The 19,753-nt window shown below is 45.2% G+C and carries 18 protein-coding genes and 1 other RNA gene; 12 read left to right on the top strand and 7 right to left on the bottom strand.

The window, feature by feature from the left end; genetic code table 11:
- Positions 1 to 125 precede the first annotated feature (125 nt).
- The 5 genes from ACX5J7_RS12785 (at position 126) to ACX5J7_RS12765 (ending at position 4,081) form a co-directional block, all read left to right on the top strand.
- Positions 126 to 836, top strand: a complete 711-nt coding sequence (locus ACX5J7_RS12785; protein ID WP_012519414.1) for an SIMPL domain-containing protein — start codon at positions 126 to 128, stop codon at positions 834 to 836.
- A gap of 203 nt (positions 837 to 1,039) precedes the next feature.
- Positions 1,040 to 1,336, top strand: a complete 297-nt coding sequence (locus ACX5J7_RS12780) for a DUF1289 domain-containing protein (RefSeq protein ID WP_012519413.1) — start codon at positions 1,040 to 1,042, stop codon at positions 1,334 to 1,336.
- Between the two features lie 20 nt (positions 1,337 to 1,356).
- On the top strand, positions 1,357 to 2,181 hold the full coding sequence (locus ACX5J7_RS12775; protein ID WP_498707311.1) for an HDOD domain-containing protein: 825 nt from the start codon (positions 1,357 to 1,359) through the stop codon (positions 2,179 to 2,181).
- Between the two features lie 135 nt (positions 2,182 to 2,316).
- Positions 2,317 to 3,120 (top strand): DUF481 domain-containing protein, encoded by an 804-nt coding sequence (locus ACX5J7_RS12770; RefSeq protein ID WP_015067798.1) that lies wholly within the window; start codon positions 2,317 to 2,319, stop codon positions 3,118 to 3,120.
- Positions 3,121 to 3,334: 214 nt separating this feature from the next.
- On the top strand, positions 3,335 to 4,081 hold the full coding sequence (locus ACX5J7_RS12765) for a DUF481 domain-containing protein (protein WP_012519410.1): 747 nt from the start codon (positions 3,335 to 3,337) through the stop codon (positions 4,079 to 4,081).
- A 145-nt stretch (positions 4,082 to 4,226) separates the two neighbouring features.
- Here ACX5J7_RS12765 and serA read toward each other — a convergent pair whose 3' ends face one another.
- The 7 genes from serA to ssrS form a co-directional block, all read right to left on the bottom strand.
- Positions 4,227 to 5,456, bottom strand: a complete 1,230-nt coding sequence (serA, locus tag ACX5J7_RS12760) for a phosphoglycerate dehydrogenase (protein ID WP_015067797.1) — start codon at positions 5,454 to 5,456, stop codon at positions 4,227 to 4,229.
- A 245-nt stretch (positions 5,457 to 5,701) separates the two neighbouring features.
- Positions 5,702 to 6,358 (bottom strand): ribose-5-phosphate isomerase RpiA, encoded by a 657-nt coding sequence (rpiA, locus tag ACX5J7_RS12755; RefSeq protein ID WP_287148939.1) that lies wholly within the window; start codon positions 6,356 to 6,358, stop codon positions 5,702 to 5,704.
- 86 nt (positions 6,359 to 6,444) lie between these two features.
- Positions 6,445 to 7,134 (bottom strand): 5-formyltetrahydrofolate cyclo-ligase, encoded by a 690-nt coding sequence (locus tag ACX5J7_RS12750; RefSeq protein WP_287148940.1) that lies wholly within the window; start codon positions 7,132 to 7,134, stop codon positions 6,445 to 6,447.
- 33 nt (positions 7,135 to 7,167) lie between these two features.
- Positions 7,168 to 8,796 carry a hybrid sensor histidine kinase/response regulator gene (locus tag ACX5J7_RS12745; protein WP_498707310.1) on the bottom strand — a complete coding sequence of 543 codons (1,629 nt, stop codon included), beginning with the start codon at positions 8,794 to 8,796 and terminating at the stop codon, positions 7,168 to 7,170.
- A gap of 61 nt (positions 8,797 to 8,857) precedes the next feature.
- Positions 8,858 to 9,799 carry a nucleoside hydrolase gene (locus ACX5J7_RS12740; protein ID WP_287148942.1) on the bottom strand — a complete coding sequence of 314 codons (942 nt, stop codon included), beginning with the start codon at positions 9,797 to 9,799 and terminating at the stop codon, positions 8,858 to 8,860.
- A gap of 22 nt (positions 9,800 to 9,821) precedes the next feature.
- Positions 9,822 to 10,718: a ribokinase gene (locus ACX5J7_RS12735; RefSeq protein ID WP_014950380.1), complete on the bottom strand. Its 897-nt coding sequence runs from the start codon at positions 10,716 to 10,718 to the stop codon at positions 9,822 to 9,824.
- 21 nt (positions 10,719 to 10,739) lie between these two features.
- Positions 10,740 to 10,922: non-coding RNA, 6S RNA (ssrS, locus tag ACX5J7_RS12730), on the bottom strand.
- A gap of 511 nt (positions 10,923 to 11,433) precedes the next feature.
- On the opposite strand from ssrS, the gene ACX5J7_RS12725 reads away from it, so the two are divergent.
- The 7 genes from ACX5J7_RS12725 to ACX5J7_RS12695 all read left to right on the top strand — a co-directional run bounded on the left by ACX5J7_RS12725 (position 11,434) and on the right by ACX5J7_RS12695 (position 19,707).
- Positions 11,434 to 12,000, top strand: coding sequence for a UPF0149 family protein (locus tag ACX5J7_RS12725; RefSeq protein ID WP_012519325.1), 567 nt, complete (start codon positions 11,434 to 11,436; stop codon positions 11,998 to 12,000).
- Positions 12,001 to 12,054: 54 nt separating this feature from the next.
- Positions 12,055 to 13,368, top strand: coding sequence for a Xaa-Pro aminopeptidase (gene pepP / locus ACX5J7_RS12720; protein WP_287148943.1), 1,314 nt, complete (start codon positions 12,055 to 12,057; stop codon positions 13,366 to 13,368).
- Between the two features lie 175 nt (positions 13,369 to 13,543).
- Positions 13,544 to 14,887 carry an FAD-dependent monooxygenase gene (locus ACX5J7_RS12715; protein ID WP_287148944.1) on the top strand — a complete coding sequence of 448 codons (1,344 nt, stop codon included), beginning with the start codon at positions 13,544 to 13,546 and terminating at the stop codon, positions 14,885 to 14,887.
- Positions 14,874 to 16,046 (top strand): FAD-dependent monooxygenase, encoded by a 1,173-nt coding sequence (locus ACX5J7_RS12710; RefSeq protein WP_287148945.1) that lies wholly within the window; start codon positions 14,874 to 14,876, stop codon positions 16,044 to 16,046. Before ACX5J7_RS12715 ends, ACX5J7_RS12710 begins: the two co-directional genes overlap by 14 nt.
- Positions 16,047 to 16,262: 216 nt before the next feature.
- Positions 16,263 to 17,138, top strand: coding sequence for an EamA family transporter (locus tag ACX5J7_RS12705; protein ID WP_287148946.1), 876 nt, complete (start codon positions 16,263 to 16,265; stop codon positions 17,136 to 17,138).
- 99 nt (positions 17,139 to 17,237) lie between these two features.
- Positions 17,238 to 18,545 (top strand): M24 family metallopeptidase, encoded by a 1,308-nt coding sequence (locus ACX5J7_RS12700; RefSeq protein ID WP_498707309.1) that lies wholly within the window; start codon positions 17,238 to 17,240, stop codon positions 18,543 to 18,545.
- Positions 18,546 to 18,774: 229 nt separating this feature from the next.
- On the top strand, positions 18,775 to 19,707 hold the full coding sequence (locus tag ACX5J7_RS12695) for a DHH family phosphoesterase (protein WP_462835864.1): 933 nt from the start codon (positions 18,775 to 18,777) through the stop codon (positions 19,705 to 19,707).
- Positions 19,708 to 19,753: the final 46 nt, after the last annotated feature.

Genomic DNA, 19,753 nt, shown 5'->3' with positions numbered 1-19,753 from the left:
TTTGAGTGGCCTTTTTTTTGCCACCATTGATCAGCTTTTATCTCGTTTTGTGAAACTGAAAAGCTTATATTCGCTTATACCCTGTAAGTTGAGTGGAAAGCACAGTAAACAAAGCGGAGTTTAGAATGAAAATAGGTGCAGCAATAGTAATAGCGCTGGGCATGGTGATTGCGGTGTCTTTGCTAGGCGTTCAGGTATCTTCTGCCATGAACAATATGCAAACGTGGGACAGGGTAGTCACGGTGAAAGGGCTATCAGAGCGAGAGTACATCGCTGACCAAGTCATTTGGCCTATTCAGTTCGTCGATGCCGGTAACGACTTACCTCAGCTTTATGAGCATATCGAGAAAAACAGCATAAAGGTAGCTAGCTTTCTAGAAGATAAAGGGATTCCCGCAGAAAGCATCACCATTGGTAAACCTGAAATAAATGATAAACTAGCCCAACAGTATGGAAGCAGTGAAAAGGCGCCATTTCGCTATAGCGCCATTCAAACCGTTACTGTTTTCTCTGATGAGGTGGAAAAGGTACGCGAGCTGATGCAGCAAATTGGGGAGCTTATCAAGACTGGCATTGTGCTATCAGAGCAAAGCTATCGCGCGCAGCCAGACTACGTATTTACTCGATTAAATGACGTTAAACCCACTATGATAGAAGAGGCGACGTTAAATGCCCGTGAAGTCGCAGAAAAATTTGCGAAAGACTCTAAAAGTACCTTAGGTAAAATTAAGCGTGCTAACCAAGGGCAGTTCAGTATCTCAAGTCGCGATAGTCATCATCCTCACATCAAAAAGGTTCGCGTGGTGTCTACCATCCAATACACCCTTATAGATTGATAATCATGATATGATCTTTAGGGCATTTACATGGCATGCGCTGGTGTTCTTGCCTGCGCATTTAGCCATTTCGGTTTAGTGTTGTTTATATGATTTACTGCTAATGTCTACTGGCTAGATGTCTTCGAATACGTTTTAATTTGAAGTAGTACGATTTCAGAAGTAACGGGCACAGCACATTCACCTGGGGTAGAGAGCCTGAAATGACGGACCAAAAGCCGCACTCGCAACAGTTGGAATTTTTCGACATTCCAAGCCCGTGTATTGGTGTGTGTGAGTCCGGCCCCCGAGGTTACTGTAAAGGTTGTTTTCGAAGCCGTGATGAACGCCTTTATTGGCTGAAAGTTGATGACGCAACCAAACGCAAGATAATAAGCGCGTGTGTACGGCGCAAAAAAGCAGTGCTGGCCAAAAAGCGTAAGGCTGAATTACAAGAAAATACAGCACTGAACGAACAGTTTACGTTATTTGGCGAACCGCCAGAAGACGATAAAAATTAAAAGAGACAGAGATTTATTAGATGTCGTTAGATAAGTACGTTGCGTTTGCCGCAAAATCTTTTACGTTGCCCGACATGTGTGTACGTTTACGCTCAACATTGGACGATCCGCATTCTAGTGCTGAAGACATTGGGCAGCTTATCAGCGCCGACCCCTCCCTTACAGCTAAAGTTTTACGTTTAGCGAACAGTTCGCTATTTCGCTTCCCATCCCAAATTGAGACAGTGGCCAAGGCGATTAACGTGATTGGCGGTGAAGCCCTTTATAACCTGGTTGTCGCTGAGACAGCCACAACCGCTTTCAAGCACTTTACTTCTGATCTTATCGACCTAGACAAGCACTGGTACGCCTCTGTCTATTGCGGCATGGTAGCGAAAAGCCTTGCAATGCGGCTAAATGTTCGGGGAGCCGAACGCTTTTTCGTCATGGGTATCCTTCAAAACCTCAGCGAGTTACTGGTTGCAAATAAAGAGCCTCAGCGATATCAGAGCTATCAAAAAGCGGGAAAAGACGCACTGCCACATGTTAACCAGTTAGCGCATTTCGGTTTTACGTTTGCTCATTGCAGCGGTATCATACTCGAGAATTGGCACTTACCTATTGGGTTGTACTATCCGGTATCGTTCATGAACGACGAAGCTAAATATGCTTCTGATGTTGATATATGTGTTCTCGCGTTGGCAAGTCGTATTACCCTAAACCAGCTTGAGAAAGAAAGTTACGCTAATATTGAACTTTTTACTCCAGAGATAGCCAATAAAGTAAGTCTCGACATGGAAGTGGTAAGTAATTCAATTGAATACGCTGAGCAAGAAACAGCGAAAATTGTTGCGCTTATTCACTGAGCTTTAAGTAGGACAACTCCGTTATTTTACCGACATATAGCAAGAACGTTGCAGAGCTCTTCCAGAGGATTGGTTTAACTAGCGTCGTACTAAGACGTAATCTAAAAATTATAAAAGCTAAACGTAAGTCAGATTATGCTCACAAAAATCTTCCGGCCAAGCCTTGTCGTAGGTGTACTATGCTTAAGCGTTTGTGCTTCAGCACACGCAAGAGATCTCATTGAGACACTTTATCACGCAGATTTCACCCCAGACACTGACGATGAAATTCCCCGCTTTACGCTAGACGGCGAACTTGGCGTGCTGGTTAATACCGGGAATACGTCAGCGGCCAGTGTTAAAGCTGCTGTAAACGCTGATCACGAGACTGAAAACTGGAGCAGTATTTATCTAGCGGAACTGCTTTATAAAGAGAGTGGTAGTGCTACCACCGAGCGCGATATTAGCGCACAACGCTTTTACACCAGCGCTCAATTCGATTATAAATTACTCACGCCTGGCCGCCGCCTTTTCATGTACGGCGATTATGAGGATGACAAGTTTACTGGCTATGAGCATCGCGCCTCGTTAGCCGCAGGTTGGTCTCAGCGAGTTTGGCGTAACGAAGACAGTGAGTTTCGTTATAGTGTTGGGCCGGGGTATACCTTTATCGAAGCTGAAGAGGACAACGACGGTGTTGTGAATGACGGCATTATTGTACGGGCTTCAGCAGAATATAAATACCACTGGAGTTCAGGCGCAAAGCTAAGGCAGTTTGTCAGTGCCGAAGCGGGCGAGGAAAATACGAAATCTCGCTCTGAAACCTCGTTGTCAGCTAACGTCTTCGGCTCTTTGGCTATGAAGCTGTCATTTATTTTAAGTCACGAGACAGATACACCAGAAGATGTGGCAGCGTTGAGTACAGAAACATCAGTTGCTTTGGTGTACCAGTTTTTTTAGTCAATTAGTGTAAATTCATAGGATAATGTGGCCTTTTCAACGGGTTCGCATTGACTGTCTAGGCTGAAAATGTACACTGCGCACCACAATATTAGTGGTGGTTGCCCAGTGCGACGCCGTTAAACCAATTTCTTCAAAAACTCGCGTTGTACCGCCTAGCAGTACCAAAGGTCTCGTGTACAACTGATGGACCGTTAATCAATAGGATTGTTCAATGAAAAAGCAAGTGCTTGCATCTTTAGTTGCCATTTCTCTTTCTCCTGCCGTATTCGCGCAAGACGATGAAGTAAAACCTTTTACAATGGAAGGTGAGCTAGGTTTCATTTCAACATCAGGTAATACTGAAACCACGTCAATCAGCGCAGGTATTCAAGCGCACCAGGAACTTGAAAAGTGGAGCAACGACTACGTTCTTAAAGGTCTTTACAAGCAAGAGACCGTGGAAGGTGATGACGGCGAAGACATTGAATTTACTTCAGCGCAGAAGTTCTTCGGTTCAGCACAGGGTAACTATAAACTAGCTAATCCAGATAACCGTCTATTCGGCTTCGCATCTTACGAAGACGACCGCTTCAGTAACTTTAACTATCAAGCGACAGTGGCTGCAGGTTGGAACCAAAAGGTGTTAGAGAATAAGCGTCATACGCTTGAATACTCAATTGGTCCTGGTTACTCGTTCATTGAAACGCAAGATGGCGAAAACTTAGATAGCGTGATTGTTCGTGCGTCATCAGCCTATTCTTGGAAAATCTCTGATACCGCTAAGTTCACCCAAACCGTGAGTACGGAAGTCGGTTCTGATAACACTAAGTCTCGTGCTGAATCGGCCCTTACTGCAACTATTAGCGGTAACCTATCAATGCGTCTATCATTCAAACTTGATCACAACACCAATGTTGAAGACGATGTTGAGAAGCTAGATACAGAGACCGCTGTTAGCCTAGTTTACAACTTCTTCTAAGCTAAGATATACACACAACTACCCTCGCGGTAAGTTAGGCATTAGGCCTGTGTGTTAATCTAAAAAAAACGCTGCATAATATGCAGCGTTTTTTTATTTAAGCCCCAATTTTCAAAAAAGGGGGCTTAACGTCGATAAAGCGGTATTAGTGTAAAATACGGGTTTTTATTGTGCCGTCAATTTGCTGAAGTTCAGCAAGGGCTTCATAACCGCGGTCTTCTTTCACATCTACAACCACGTAACCAATTTCTGCGTTAGTTTGAAGGTACTGGGCTTCAATATTAATGCCTTTCTCTGCAAACGCCTGGTTAATTTGCGTAAGAATACCTGGCTGGTTTTTGTGCACGTGAAGCAGGCGTGAGCGGTTCGTATGCTCAGGAAGCGAAACTTCAGGGAAATTTACCGCAGACAAGGTTGAACCATTGTCGCTATATTTGGCAAGTTTGCCAGCCACTTCAATACCAATATTTTCCTGTGCTTCTTGCGTACTTCCCCCTACGTGAGGAGTAAGAATTACGTTGTCAAACGCACGAAGCGGAGACGCAAACTCTTCAGTGTTAGACTTAGGCTCAACTGGGAATACGTCGATGGCAGCGCCGTTAAGGTGGCCGCTTTCAAGGGCGCTAGCTAGTGCATCGATATCAACTACGGTCCCGCGAGAGGCATTGATAAGAATGCTGCCTTTTTTCATTTGAGACAGCTCTTTCTCGCCAATCATGTCTTGAGTTTGAGGTGTTTCAGGTACGTGAAGCGAAACAACGTCTGAGGTATTTAGAAGCTTTTCTAACGATTTCACCTGTGTAGAGTTACCGAGCACAAGCTTATCTTCAATATCAAAGAACTGAACACGCATACCAAGGTGTTCAGCAAGAATACTAAGCTGGGTACCGATGTGCCCATAGCCAATGATACCGAGTGTTTTACCGCGAGCTTCATACGAGCCTACAGCTGTTTTTTCCCATTCGCCGCGGTGCGCTTTGGCATTTTTGCTAGGCACTTGACGAAGAAGAAGGATAATTTGACCAAGGACTAACTCAGCGACCGAGCGTGTGTTTGAAAAAGGCGCATTAAACACGGGAATGCCGCGACGCTGGGTCGCTTCTAAATCAACTTGGTTTGTTCCAATACAGAAACAGCCGATTGCTACAAGCTTCTGTGCAGCATCAACCACTTTCTCTGTAATTTGAGTACGCGAGCGAATACCTACAAAGTGGGCGTCTTTAATCTTTTCAATCAACTCATCTTCAGGAAGAGAGGTTTTAAGAAATTCAATGTTGCTATACCCATTGCTTTTTAGCGTTTCCAAAGCGCTTTGGTGAACACCTTCTAACAATAAAATGCGGATTTTATCCTTCTCTAATGAAACTTTGCTCATGAACTCGCTATCTCTCACTGATGTAATTTATTTCGCTTGAATAACCCCTGCAGGTCTGAATATGCCAGGGAGTGGTCACTGTCGATATACTATAAAGACATCTAGACGTCCAAACGGAAATTAACAGAAAACGCATTAAGTTGAAAGTAGTTTTTGTATAGCTTTTCGCCGCTTAAGTTTATCGTTTACGTTAACTAACAAAATGATAACGCTGGCGGCGAAAGCCATTGGTAGTTTTTACGTTTTTACTTAAAGGTCTCAACACCGTTTTCTGTTGCACTTAGCACTATATCGGCACCGCGCAGAGCGAAAATGCCGTTAGTCACTACGCCTGGAATATTATTTATCTTTTGTTCTAGTTCCCGTGGATTAAGTATCTCAAGGTTATGAACATCCAAGATAACGTTGCCATTGTCGGTGATCACTCCCTGACGGTACTCTGGGTCGCCGCCAAGCTTAACCAGTCCACGGGCTACGAAAGAGCGGGCCATAGGTATCACTTCAACAGGGAGGGGGAATGCGCCCAGTACTGGCACCCGTTTGGTTTCATCTACAATACAAACAAACGTAGTGGCAGCGCCTGCAACAATCTTTTCACGAGTAAGTGCGGCACCGCCCCCCTTAATCATATGCTTGTGTTCGGTAACTTCATCGGCACCGTCGATATAAACAGAAAGGTTGCTTACTTCGTTTAGCGCAAATACTTCAATGCCCAAAGCTTTTAAACGCGCTGTTGATGCTTCTGAGCTTGATACTGCCCCTTCAATTTTGTGTTTAATTTTACCGAGTTCTTCAATAAAGAAATTCACGGTAGAACCCGTACCCACACCGACAATACTGTCTGATTCAACGTAGTCGATAGCTGCTTTGGCTACGGCTTGTTTCTTTGCGTTCTGATCCATGGTCATTCTCCGACTTATTTTGTTGGCAGTGTAACTTATATGCCTATATGAACCCACAAGTTCATAGTCACAATTTGTTATATCGACTATTCAGCGGTATTGAAAATTAGCGTGCGTGTGGGTGTAACAATAGCATCAAGGGGAACATCCCACGAGGCTACAGGCAACGCCTCGACTTCTTGCATGTCGTGTGCAATACCAACAAGCTTAGGTTTGTTGCTGCTTATATTTTTTTGTGGATAAACGTTACGCTGGGTAAAGGCTAGGGTACGGTCGTAATAGCCGCCTCCCATACCCAGGCGATTGCCGTTAGTATCAAAGCCAACCAAGGGCATAAGGATAACATCGCATTGCGACGTAGGAATAACGCTAGGGCAAACTAAGGCCGGCTCTTCAATATTGTATTTGTTTTTAACTAACGCTGTATGTTGAGTATAGGAAAGAAAGAGCAGGTGACCTTTACATATTGGGTGTAACACTGGCAGCGCGAACTGTTTTGCTTGAGGGGCTTGCCATTGCATCTCGATATAGTCTTTTAAATCAACCTCTCCGTCGTTAACTAGGTAGCCCGCGATGGTATTAGCCTCTATTAAAAAATTCAGCGAACAGAGTTGTTTAACTACGCCTTGCGCGGCATCACGCTGTTGTTGTGGGCCTAACGCACGGCGGGCTTCTCGAAGTTGTTTTCTCAATGTTGTACGGGCGTTGGCTTTCGCTTCGGGCAGCGTATTACTGTTTTTAACGCGCTGACTAGCTGAAATTGTTGATGCGGGCATGGGTCGATTACTCACACACTTAACATTATCATTCTAATTCCTTTTTACCGCCAAAAATTGGTTGAGTACTCGTACTAACTCATTACTGTCGACAGGCTTTGTAAGTACATCATCAAGCCCTTTTTCGTATAAAGACGCTGGCTTAGTGATGGCATCCGCGGTTACCGCAATCACTGGCAGTTCGGGGTTTATGCTTTTTATCTGAGCGGTGGCCTCGTCCCCCTGAATGCCTGGCAGGTTTAAATCCATTAACACAAGGTCTACAGGGTTAGCGTTAACATACTTTACGCCTTCTTCGCCTGTGCTGACAATAGCGTGAGCTACCCCTAATTTCTCGAACAATGTTTGGATAACGACTTGGTTAATGTAATGGTCCTCAACAACTAAAACCTTGGCAGACTTATCTATATTTATTTGCGCAACAAAGCTTTGTGGCTGTGCATTGGCAAACTCATTTGCAGTTAGGACATCGGAGGGCAAGGTCACGCTAATGCGAGTCCCTTCGTTCACCTTACTGCTCACTTTAATCGTGCCGTCCATTAACTCAATAAGGCGTTTTGATATATTTAATCCCAGGCCTGTCCCGCTAATTTGATGGGCGTTTTCCATTCTCTCGAAAGGAGTGAAAAGCCGTTTTTGATCTTCTTCACTGATACCAATGCCTTGATCGATAACATTGAATATTAACTTATCATTTTTGTATTTTACCTGGGCGTTAACCGACTTACCTGGGTTGGTGAATTTTATCGCATTAGATAATAGGTTAAGTGAAACTTGCCCAAACTTAGTGTCGTCGAAAAACAGTGTATCGGGAACACGGCTATCAATGGTGGACGTAAATATAATGCCGCCATCTTCAGCGCGAATCTTGGTAAGTGAAAATAAGTGGGTAAAAAAGTCGTGTGTACTTACCGCGCGAGGCATGACACGCATTTTTCCTGCTTCAATTTGTTTGATATCTAAAACAGAATTTACTATCTCTAATAGTCTTTCACCGCTTTGCGTCACATGTGACAAAGGAGTAGTAAAAGATTCGGGTAACTTAAGCTTTTGCGCTTCCCCTTCAAGTAGCCGACTGAACGTGTTGATAGCGTTTAGTGGCGTTCTTATCTCATGGCTCACATAAGACAAAAAGTCGGATCTAAACTGACTGGTGCGCTCTAGTTCTCTGTTTTTACGCTTTAGCTCTAAGTGTGCCACTACTGATTTACTCAGCGTTTGTAACGACGTTTTTTGGCTCTCTGTGAGTTTACGGGGCTTGCGATCAATGGTGCAAAGCGTACCAATTGCATGGCCTGAAGGAGAGACAAGCGGTGCTCCGGCGTAAAAGCGGATATCCGGAGCGCCGGTAACCAACGGGTTGTCGTGAAATCGAGGGTCTAGTGATGCGTTGGGTATCTCGAACACGTCATCTTGTAGTATGGCGTGAGAGCAAAAGGCAATTTCTCGAGAGGTTTCTTCTGCGTCTAATCCCACTCGCGATTTAAACCACTGTCTATCAGGGTCGATAAGGCTAATAAGCGCAATAGGGGTATCGCATATTTGGGAAGCTAGTGTGGTTAGGTCGTCAAATAATTGTTCAGCTTCGGTGTCGAGAACATCGTAGCTCAATAATTCAGCAAGACGTTCATCTTCATTATCTGGGAGAGGAGCCGCTTCCATATTCTAAAAAACCTGCGCTGAAATTAAAAAGGGATTGTATATTAACAATCCCTTAAACATATCATAGAGCGTAGGTGTCTACGAATAGTTGTTCCAGCTTTTTGTGGTCAACTTTAGTTGCTACCTTAATCGTATTTGCTTCATTCCAAAGCGGGCTCGGTGTTGTACCTTTAGGCGCAACCACGGTTTGCCCTCTATCTAGTGTCCCTGTTCCAACTCGAACGTGACCTTCAGTCAGTTCAAATAACTCAGGGTGGCGAAGGTGGGCAATCGGGAATGCATCGTGGAAGAAACACACGCGATCTTCACGGTTTTGCGAGTAGAAATCCATGTAGAACTGGGCGCTTTCTTTCACAAAACCACCAAGGGTATTGTTTTTCTCTTCAAGCTTTTCAACAAAGGCTGGCGAGAACGGCGTGAAGTTTGTCACGTCCAAACCAAACATGGTCAGCTCCCAGTCTGCTGCGAAAACGATTTCTGCTGCATGTGCATCGTTCCAAATGTTCGCTTCAGCTACCGGCGTAACGTTACCTGGTACAAACGCTGCACCACCCATTATGCTAACGCCTTTTACCAACTTAGGAAGTTCTGGCTCAAGACGAAGTGCAAGGGCCAAGTTACCTAGTGGGCCAATAGCAACAATGGTGATTTCACCAGGGTATTTACGTGCCATATCAACGATAAACTGCGCAGAGCTGCGTGGGTCAAGCTCGGTTTTAGGCGCTTCAGGTTTGATATGACCGAAGCCGTGCTCACCGTGTACGAAGTGTGCGTACGTTGACTCTGGGCCAACCCATGGCATGCCAACACCTTTGGTTACAGGAATATCTTTACCTGCAATTTCGCAAAGTGTCAGTGCGTTTTGCGCTGCCATTGTTACTGGAACGTTACCGTAAACGGTCGTTAAGCCAAGTACTTCAATGTCTGGAGACTGAAAGGCGAAAAAGATCGCCATTGCATCATCAATCCCCGGATCCGTATCTAATATGATCTTATGTGCCATCAATTTATCTCAGTGCGTCTTGCTAGTTGGCGTGTTTCGCTAAGAAACGATCCACTTCTTTTTGTGTTGGAATACTCTGCGCTGCGCCCTCGCGTGTTACCGCAATGGCTGAAGCTGCACACCCGCGACGCAATGCTTGTTTAGCATCGGTGTGGTTGCTGTATGCAGACAGGAAATAACCGATAAAGGTGTCACCGGCTGCGGTGGTATCTACCGCGTCTACAGAGAATGCTTTTACTTCTACAACATCGTTTTTGCGCAGCATCATTACACCCGCTTTACCCAGTGTAATAATAACTTCGCTGTGTGACCACTGCTCTTTGAACACTGTCACAATATCTTCAAGTTCTTCTTTACCGGTAATCGCAGCAGCTTCGGTTTCATTTACAATAAGTAAATCTACACAGTCTAACGGAAGCTGTTTAACCGACTCGCTCATAGGCGCTGGGTTAAAGGCTACTTTAAGCTGCTTTTCTTTCGCTTGGCGAAGTACTTCTTCAATGCTGCTTGTTTCATTTTGGGTTAGTACCCAATCTGAAGGACGCGTATCGTCTAACGCTTGCATTACGGTTTTTGCGGTAATGGTTTGGTTAGCACCACCAAATAATACAATGGCGTTTTCACCGCTAGGCGTGACTTGGATAATCGCGTGACCTGAAGGAACTTCTGAGCACTTTACGCCACGACAATCAACACCCTTCTTAATAAGAGCTTGTTTAAATGATGCATCGTTCTCGTGAATGCTGCCAACATGACGTACGTCGGCACCAGCTTGCGCTAAAGCGATAGATTGGTTTGCGCCCTTACCACCTAATAACGTTTGGTAATGGGTTGAGGCTAGCGTTTCACCAGGTTGCACAAAGTGATCTACCTGATAAACGTGGTCGATATTGATAGAGCCAAAATTTATTATTGCCATTTCTTCTTCCGTCGAAAGAGGGCGCTTCCCAGAATGCCGCTGTCCATGTTTCGCCCGTGAACCGAAAAGTTCAGGGCGGAAGAATCACAATTGCCGTAGGCTTCTCGATACGCGTCGAGCTTGCACAATAGCAGCTGTTTCAACTTCCTAGGTTTAAAGCATCGGCCAGGGACATGAATGAACTAGCAAACATCCCAGGAAACATTGTTGTTGTATTAACGCAACAGGGTATAACAAACGCGAGATCCAGTGAAGGGGATCACTTAATGCGCTTTATAACTATTTTGCGTGGTGAATATAAAAGCCGTTAAAAATTAACATTTTCTTGACCAATTGGTCAGCAATTATACACGCATATAAGATAAGCTCAATAATAACAAAACAGCTATTAAATACTTACAAGACTGTTGCGAGAGGAATTCCGTATCCAACACGAACGATCTTAGATGAATTCACGCTGTGTTACTACCCATAGTAAAGATAATTTTGCCAATTACATACTGATTGGACAGTGAGTATGCAACCTATAAGCCCAATTGAGCGAAGTGTGAACACGAAGTGCCGAGCGGTGTTAAAGTTCGTATATTGCTTGGGGCAAATGTGGGCTTTGTACATTGAATTTTGCTAGTATTAACTCCATCAAGGGATGACACGCTTGTTGGCCTAGCTTAACGAGGCGTTGTTCTCAATCCATTTACAAACAAGAGTACGATTCGTGGAAAAACAGCTCGATTACGATAGCGTAAGCAATAAATTGTCGCAGCAGAGCATCATAGTAGATGCGGCAGAGGTTCATGGCATTTTGTGCGGCATGCTTTGTGGCGGAATGTCACTGACCGACCAAAAGTGGTTAGAAGCCTTGAGCGAAACCATTAATCAAGGTGAAGGCTTTAGTGACCAAACGCAGCATCTTTTAACCACGCTTTTTAATCAAACGTGTCAGCAGTTGCTAGAACCTGAGTTTGCGCTTACCTTGCTACTTCCTGACGATCAGGCCCCAATTAACGACCGAGGCGCGGCCCTAATTAACTGGGTACAAGGCTTTATGCTGGGTTTTGGTTTGCATCAACAAGACTTAATGCAATGTTCAGATGATGTAAAAGAAGCACTTGAAGATTTTTCAGATATCTCACGCATGGAAGAACCGATGGATGCTGATGAAGAATCTGAAAAAGCGCTATTAGAGGTGGAAGAATACGTAAAAATCTCTGCTATTTTGTGCTTTAGCGAGCTAGGTCAGTCACTTTTGGATGATCAACAAGACACGCCGTCCGTACACTAATTAATTGTTAAGCAACAATAAGCTTTATCTGACTTATGTAGGGTTTTCTCATTTATGATTAGTGCGCAAGAGTTTATAGCTCGTCAAGACCGACTATTGGCGCAGTGTAAGCCAAATAGTGTGTGTATCGTGCCAGCTGCTGGGTTGGTAACGCGAAGTCGCGATACCGAGTACACTTTCAGACAAGATAGCGATTTCTGGTACTTAACCGGGTTTGAAGAGCCGAACGCATGGTTAATATTGTCAAATCACCCCCGCTATGGAGAAAGCTATCGTGCCATGGTGGTTCAAGAGAAAGACAGAAGCGCAGAAATTTGGCATGGTAAGCGCCTTGGTGCAGAGGCGGCATTAGCGCGTTTTAGTCTCGATGAAGCGTTTGAGCTGCACGAGCTTGAAGAGGCGCTACTTGCCTCAATTCAAGGGCAAGATAACGTATATTTCTCATTGGGCCACAACAAAGCGCACGATACACTATTCACTAACGCGCTCTCCACCTTGCGCGATGCGCCAAAAGAATCGCTTGCCCCTGGCGCTGTTTATGATTTACGTCCCATCTTGCACGAAATGCGTTTGTTTAAGTCAGCGTGTGAAGTGGCGATGATGAAAGCCGCAGGCGAAATAAGTGCAAGGGCGCATAAAAGAGCGATGCAGTTCGCTTCTCCTGGCTGTTTTGAGTATCAGCTAGAGGCGGAAATTCACCACGAATTTGCTATGGCCGGTGCACGTTCCCCCGCCTACAGTACAATTGTCGGCAGTGGTAATAACGCGTGTATTTTGCATTACACCCAAAATAACGGCCAGATAAATGATGGCGATTTGATCTTGATCGATGCCGGTGCTGAATATCAAGGTTACGCTGCCGATATTACCCGAACCTTTCCTGCAAATGGTAAATTTACCCATGCTCAAAGGGAAATTTATAGCTTAGTACTTAAAGCGCAAAAGAGTGTTTTAGATATGCTTGCGCCGGGCGTTACCTTGTCGCAAGCAATGTTACACAGCGCGGAGATTATTACTCAAGGTTTAGTTGACCTAGGCGTATTAGAGGGTAGTGTTGCTGAAAATCTCGAGGACGAGAGTTGGCGCCACTTTTACATGCACGGGCTAGGGCATTTCCTGGGGTTAGATGTTCACGACGTTGGTAATTATAAAGTTGAGGGCGAAGACCGCCCGTTAAAGCCAGGCATGGTGATTACCATCGAGCCAGGTGTTTATATTAATCAAGACAGCGACGCGCCAGACAAGTACAAAGGTATTGGCGTGCGAATAGAAGACGACGTGGTTATCACCGCGACCGGTGTTGAAATTTTAACGTCGGATGTGCCTAAAGAGATTGATGAAATTGAAGCGCTTATGGCCAAAAGCTAAGCGCCCTTGAACTTGTATAACAGCAGGCAAGTAATAAAGGTCCCATTGAATCAGCTTAGTGTATACGACGGTACATAGAAACGCTGAGGTGGGAAAAGAATAGTGCCGCGTTACGAAAACCGTTCATGAAACGAAATTAAGAGCAAGAGAACTGGGCGACAGGAAGGCAAATAGAGTGAAATCAGCAGAACCGGTTGATGTAGTAATTATAGGCGGGGGTATTGTAGGTACCGTACTGGCCAAAGGGCTTGCCGAGAAAGTGGGGCTGTCTGTAACGCTTATTGATGCGGCTGACCCACAGCAAAACAACGCCGCGACAGATGACTTTAATCCATTTACCGATACCCGCGTTATTGCCCTAGCGCGACGCACGGTGAACGAGCTCTCTGATATTGGGCTAAACCTTGACGATTTGGCCAAACAGCACAACGGTGAGTTACCCCCAGAAATAAAACATATTGAGGTAAGTGATAAAGGGCATGTCGGCCTTTTGAACCTAAATAGCCGTGATTACCACATCAACGCTTTCGGACAGGTGGTAAGTTTAAGTGCATTAACCCGACTCGCGGCGAATGCAAGTTCTGCTTATCAACATATCGCACCTGCAAAGGTAACCCGCGTGAATCAGCAAAATAATAGCGTAGAGGTGCTACTTGATAACGGCGAAACGTTAAGCACAAAATTATTGGTCATTGCTGATGGTGGGCGCTCAGGGCTGGCCGAGCAGGTGGGAATGACTAAAACGTCGTGCGATTACCATCAAACTGCCATTGTGTTTAACGTGCACACGCAGCTTCCGCATGAAAACAAAGCTTATGAGCGTTTCACCGAGTCAGGGCCCCTTGCGTTTCTTCCCTTCGATAGTGAAATTAATGGCGTTAAAGCCAGTGGGAATGGTTTTTCAGTAGTGTGGACAGTGGAAACCGATGCGGCAAAATTGTTGATGACTTTGACCCCCGATGAATTCACACAAGCGCTGCAACAGGCTTTTGGTTTTCGACAAGGTAAAGTGCTACGAGTTAGTGAGTTGGCGAGCTATCCCTTGGCTCTGACTAAAGCGCAGAATGTTGCTACCCATCGCGCGGTAGTAGTAGGGAATGCCGCGCAAGCTCTTCACCCTATTGCCGGGCAAGGGTTTAATTTAGGATTACGTGATTTAAGTGCGCTTATATCGGTATTGAGTTCGGCGGCACTAGAGCACACAAAACCAACTCTTAAAAAACAAGGTTGTGCGAATGAGAAACCGCTGGAAAACGTTGCTGATGACTTTGACCCGGGCGCTTTTAGTATAACTCAACATTACGCCAACGCACGCAAGACAGACAGAGAGAATACGGTCACCCTTACCGATACCCTAGTGAGAACCTTTTCGAATCAATACTTTCCCACCGTAATTGGCAGAAATTTATCGCTACTCGCGTTAAGCATGATGCCACAGGCGAAAAAAACGTTTGTGAAACATACCACGGGCTACGGCGTAACACTCGATAAAGACAGAGATAACCATGCAGCATGTTGATATAGCAATAGTGGGCGGTGGCATTGTAGGGCTAACCCTTGCAGCGGCGCTAAAAGACAGTGAACTTAATATAGCGATTATTGATAAATCGCCCTGTTATCAGGTGCTTGCAGATAGGCCAACGGCGCGTGTTAGCGCAATCAATCAGGCTAATATTAAAGCGTTGCAACAGTTCGATGTGTGGCCCCATTTACATCAAGACCGCGCTAATTCCTACACCGCAATGCATGTGTGGGACAAAGACAGTTTTGGTGATATTCATTTTTCGTGTGATGAGATGGGTAGCGATACCCTTGGGGTTATTGTGGAAAATCAGGCGTTAGTTAACGCACTAGCCCAAGCTGTTGAAGCGCAATCGAATGTTCAGTTAGTCACTGCCGGTATTGATAGAGTACTTGCAGGCCCTAATCAAACCATGCTGATGCTAGATAACGACGACGTGCTAAGCTGCAGATTATTAGTAGGCGCCGATGGGGCTAATTCGTTTGTAAGAAAGCAGGCTGGCCTGCCAATTACCTTCAAAGATTATGAGCATACTGCAATAGTAGCTAATATCAAAACCGATGAATTACACAACAATGTGGCGCGCCAAGCGTTTACGCCCACAGGCCCGCTAGCGCTACTTCCAATGGCAGAACCAAACGTCTGTTCAATTGTTTGGTCGCAAACCCCAGAGCAAGCAAGCTCATTAATGGCACTGGATGATGACGCTTTTTGCCATGCTTTGACCGCCGCGAGTAATAGCGTTTTAGGCACTACTTCGCTTGAAACCGAGCGCGCTGCGTTTCCGCTTACTATGCGCTATGCAAGGCAGTGGGCAAAAGATGGGGTGGTGCTGGTGGGCGATGCCGCGCATACCATTCATCCGCTGGCCGGACAGGGAGCAAATCTGGGTATGCAAGATGCGCTAGCGCTGGCTGAGTCACTAAGTAGCCTAAGCGCTGCTGGTAAAGACATAGGTTTGTATAAGCACTTACGCAGCTATGAGCGAAGCCGTAAAACGGAAGCCACGAAAATGATAGCGGCAATGGATGGCTTCAAATTCTTATTCGACGGCAACGACCCCCTCAAAAAGCTGATACGAGGCATAGGCCTTTCAGCCACAGACAAACTCACAACCATTAAAAACGCCTTCGTCAGCCACGCCATGGGCCTTTAAACCCAAAAATTATGGGGTCAAAGTCTGAGGGAACCTCATTTTGACTCCATTTTGTGCTTACCCACTATGCTCAAGGTGATGTATGGCCTTATTGGAAGCGCGAAAGTGACTTCAAAGCAAAGCGTCTACAGGCGTTATCTGGAAGCGAAGCCACTACCAAATAAAAAACGCGTGAACGGCACGTAGTAAATTGATTTTAAAGGTAAAGCGACGCTAATGAGTTGGATCTTATTTACATTGGGCGCGGTAATCATGCAAACCGTGCGTAATGCGCTGCAAAGCAAACTAAGTGGTTCAGTTAATACCTCTGGTGTTACGCTATCTCGCTTTATCTTGGCTCCGCCCATAGCCCTTGTTTATTTGCTTATGCTCTATAGCAATAGTGCCAGCCAACTACCGCAATTTACGGGTTCATTTATCACAGTGATCTTGTGCGCTTCACTACTTCAAATAGCGGCCACCTCACTTATGGTGATTTTGTTTAAACAGAAGAACTTCGCCATTGGAGCGGGCTTGGCGAAAAGCGAAGCTTTGGTGGCGGGTGTGGTAGGCATGCTCTTTTTTGGCAGTTACTTAACGCCCCTCGGCTGGGCAGGCATAGTAATAGGCGGAATAGCAGTATTTGTGTTAAGCAGTGGTAACCGAATTCATAGTATTAGTGTGAAAACCATGGTGCTTGGCCTTGCCTGTGGTACTTGCTTTGCTCTAACCTCATTGCTAGTGCGCGAAGCTAGCCACATGCTCGATATACAATACACCCTTGCAGCAGCTTGGGTTCTATTATGGGTGTTATGCGTTCAGTCGATAGCTTTAAGTGGATATATTTTATTAACCAAACCCTTCGTGTTTAAGCAACTAGTGAACGCTAAAAAGCAGGTGCTAGCGATAAGTACGGTAAGCTGTTTAGGCTCAATCTGCTGGTTTACTGCTATGGCACTGCAGCATGTAGCCCTTGTTAAAACGCTTGGTCAGTTAGAGGTTTTGTTAACCCTATTACTCTCGCATTACTGGTTAAAAAATACAGTCACAAAACGCGAAATAATTGGTTTGCTTCTTATTGGGCTAGCCGCTGTTTTCGTTATGTGGGCGTAAAGTAAAGGCAAGCTTTACTGGCTAAACTATAAGCTATTCAATGTTATTATTATAAAACAAAGGGTTCAGACAACCTCAATTAAAACGACAGGAAGGGACATGGATAAGCGACATTTCTTGAAATTAGCTGGGGCTAGTATTGCGCTTGCACCTATGGCGTCGATGGCTGCATTAGATAAAACCAACACAGCGGGCCTAAACGATATCAATGTATTAACGGATATCACCGCAAGCGCAAAGCCGATTACCGTGGAAGAGCGTAGAGCGCGTATTGAAAAAGCGCAGTCGCTAATGAAAGCCCAAGATATCGCAGCAATATTAATAGAGCCGGGTGCGGCAATGGAATATTTTTCTGGGATTAAATGGTGGCGCAGCGAGCGTTTAACCGCGTTAATAATCCCTAAAAAAGGCGACGTGGCAGTGATTACGCCGTTTTTCGAAAAGCCCAGCGTGCTCGAGTCGTTGGCTATAGGCGATGATGTAAGAGTGTGGCAGGAGCACGAAAGCCCGTTTGATGCTGTAGCCAGTATTTTAAAATCGCGCGGTATCACAAGCGGTAATATCGGTTTTGAGAGCAGCGTGCGTTACTTTGTGGTAACAGGAGTTAGCCGTGCGCTGCCAAATATGAAGATCGTTCCTGCCGAGCCCGTTACGCTTGGTTGTCGTATGTACAAAACTGCTAACGAATTGGCACTTATGCATAAGGCCAATGAGGTTACTTTGCGGGCCTACGAGTTTGTTTTTAATAACTTAAAGCTTGGCATGGCACAGCAGGACGTCAAAAGTTTGATGAACACCGCGCAGCAGCGCTTAGGCGGAAGCGGCGCTTGGTGTTTGGCGCTCTTTAACGATGCAAGTGCTTACCCTCATGGCACGAGTGCAGCGCAAACTATCAAAGAAGGTTCTGTAATTTTGCTAGATAGCGGTTGCAGTGTGCACGGGTACCAAAGCGACATAAGCCGTACTTTGGTATTTGGCAAAGCGTCTCAGAAAGTTCAGGATGTATGGCACACAGTAAGAGAAGGTCAGAACGTGGCATTCGCCGCAGCTAAAATTGGTGAGCCCGCGGGCAAAGTAGATGATGCAGTGCGCCAATACTATGCCAGCAAAGGGTACAGTAAGGACTATGAATTGCCCGGGTTAAGCCACAGAACGGGTCATGGGATCGGTATGGAAGGGCATGAAAGCGTTAACTTTGTACGCGGTGAAAATACGCCACTTAAAAAAGGTATGTGCTTCTCTAACGAGCCAGGTATCTATATTCCCGGTGAATTTGGTGTGCGCTTGGAAGACTGTTTGTACATGACAGAAACGGGCCCTGCTTACTTCACTGAGCCACCAGAGAGTTTGGCGAAACCGCTGGGTAGGCTAAAATCTCTACCTTTTCAGGTAAGTGTTTTGCCCTAAAAATACACAAAACTAAAAATAAGTTTTATGTTTAAAAAGTCCGTACTCTTTGTTGTGCCACCTCGATGTAGAACCACTATACCTACGGTAACACGCCGCGATTACGAATATTTTAACTCTCGCTGAGTGGGTAATTAACTATGCGGACTGGTATTAATAAACCTGTCTCTCAAAATTTCTATTAGCTGTTACACTTAACATTATTACCTAAGTGAATGATGGATAAACCATGCCTGAAAGAAAATTTAGATTAGTAACCCGAAGTGATTTTGACGGATTAGTATGTGCGGTCTTACTAAAAGACTTAGACATGATAGATGATATTTTGTTTGTACACCCTAAAGACATGCAGGACGGCAAAATAGATATCACCGAGAATGACATTACAACCAACCTGCCTTATGTGGCTGGCTGTCATTTAGCTTTTGATCATCACCTTAGCGAAACGGTAAGAAACGCGAGCGGTATCGAGAATCATATTATCGACCCAGAAGCACCGTCGGCGGCGCGAGTGGTTTATGACTATTATGGTGGGGCCGAGAAATTTCCCAATATCTCAGTAGATATGATGGACGCGGTAGATAAAGGCGACTCTGCGCAGTTTAGCGAAGAAGAGATCCTAGAGCCTACCGACTGGGTGCTTATGAACTTCATCATGGATGCCCGCACGGGTCTTGGCCGTTTCAGAGATTTCAAAATCTCTAACTATCAGCTAATGATGAAGCTTATTGATGCCTGTAAAGACCACAGTATTGAAGAAATACTGCAAATGGAAGATGTGGCTGAGCGCGTGAGCCTATATCACGAGCATAACGAATTGGCGAAGGCGCAAATAGCAAAATGCGCAACCGTACATGGTAACCTTGTGGTGTTAGATTTAACCGAAGAAGAGACCATTTACGCCACGAACCGTTTTGTTATTTATGCCATGTACCCAGACTGCAATATCTCTATTCACAAAATGTGGGGCCTTAAAAAGCAAAACGTGGTATTTGCTATTGGTAAATCCATTACTAACCGTAGCTCTAAAACCAATGTGGGTGAGTTGTGCTTGAAGTATGGCGGTGGCGGTCACATGAACGCCGGCACGTGCCAGGTTGAAACCAGTAAAGCGGAAGCTGTGCTTAGCGAGCTTATCGACACTATTACCAACGATGGGTAATGAATAATTATTTAGTAAAGGGCAAGGCAGTACCCTTGTCTTGCCC

This window comes from Alteromonas infernus, from assembly GCF_902705815.1.
The sequence above is the reverse complement of the archived record's forward strand: the minus strand, read 5'-3'. Positions and strand labels throughout refer to the sequence as shown.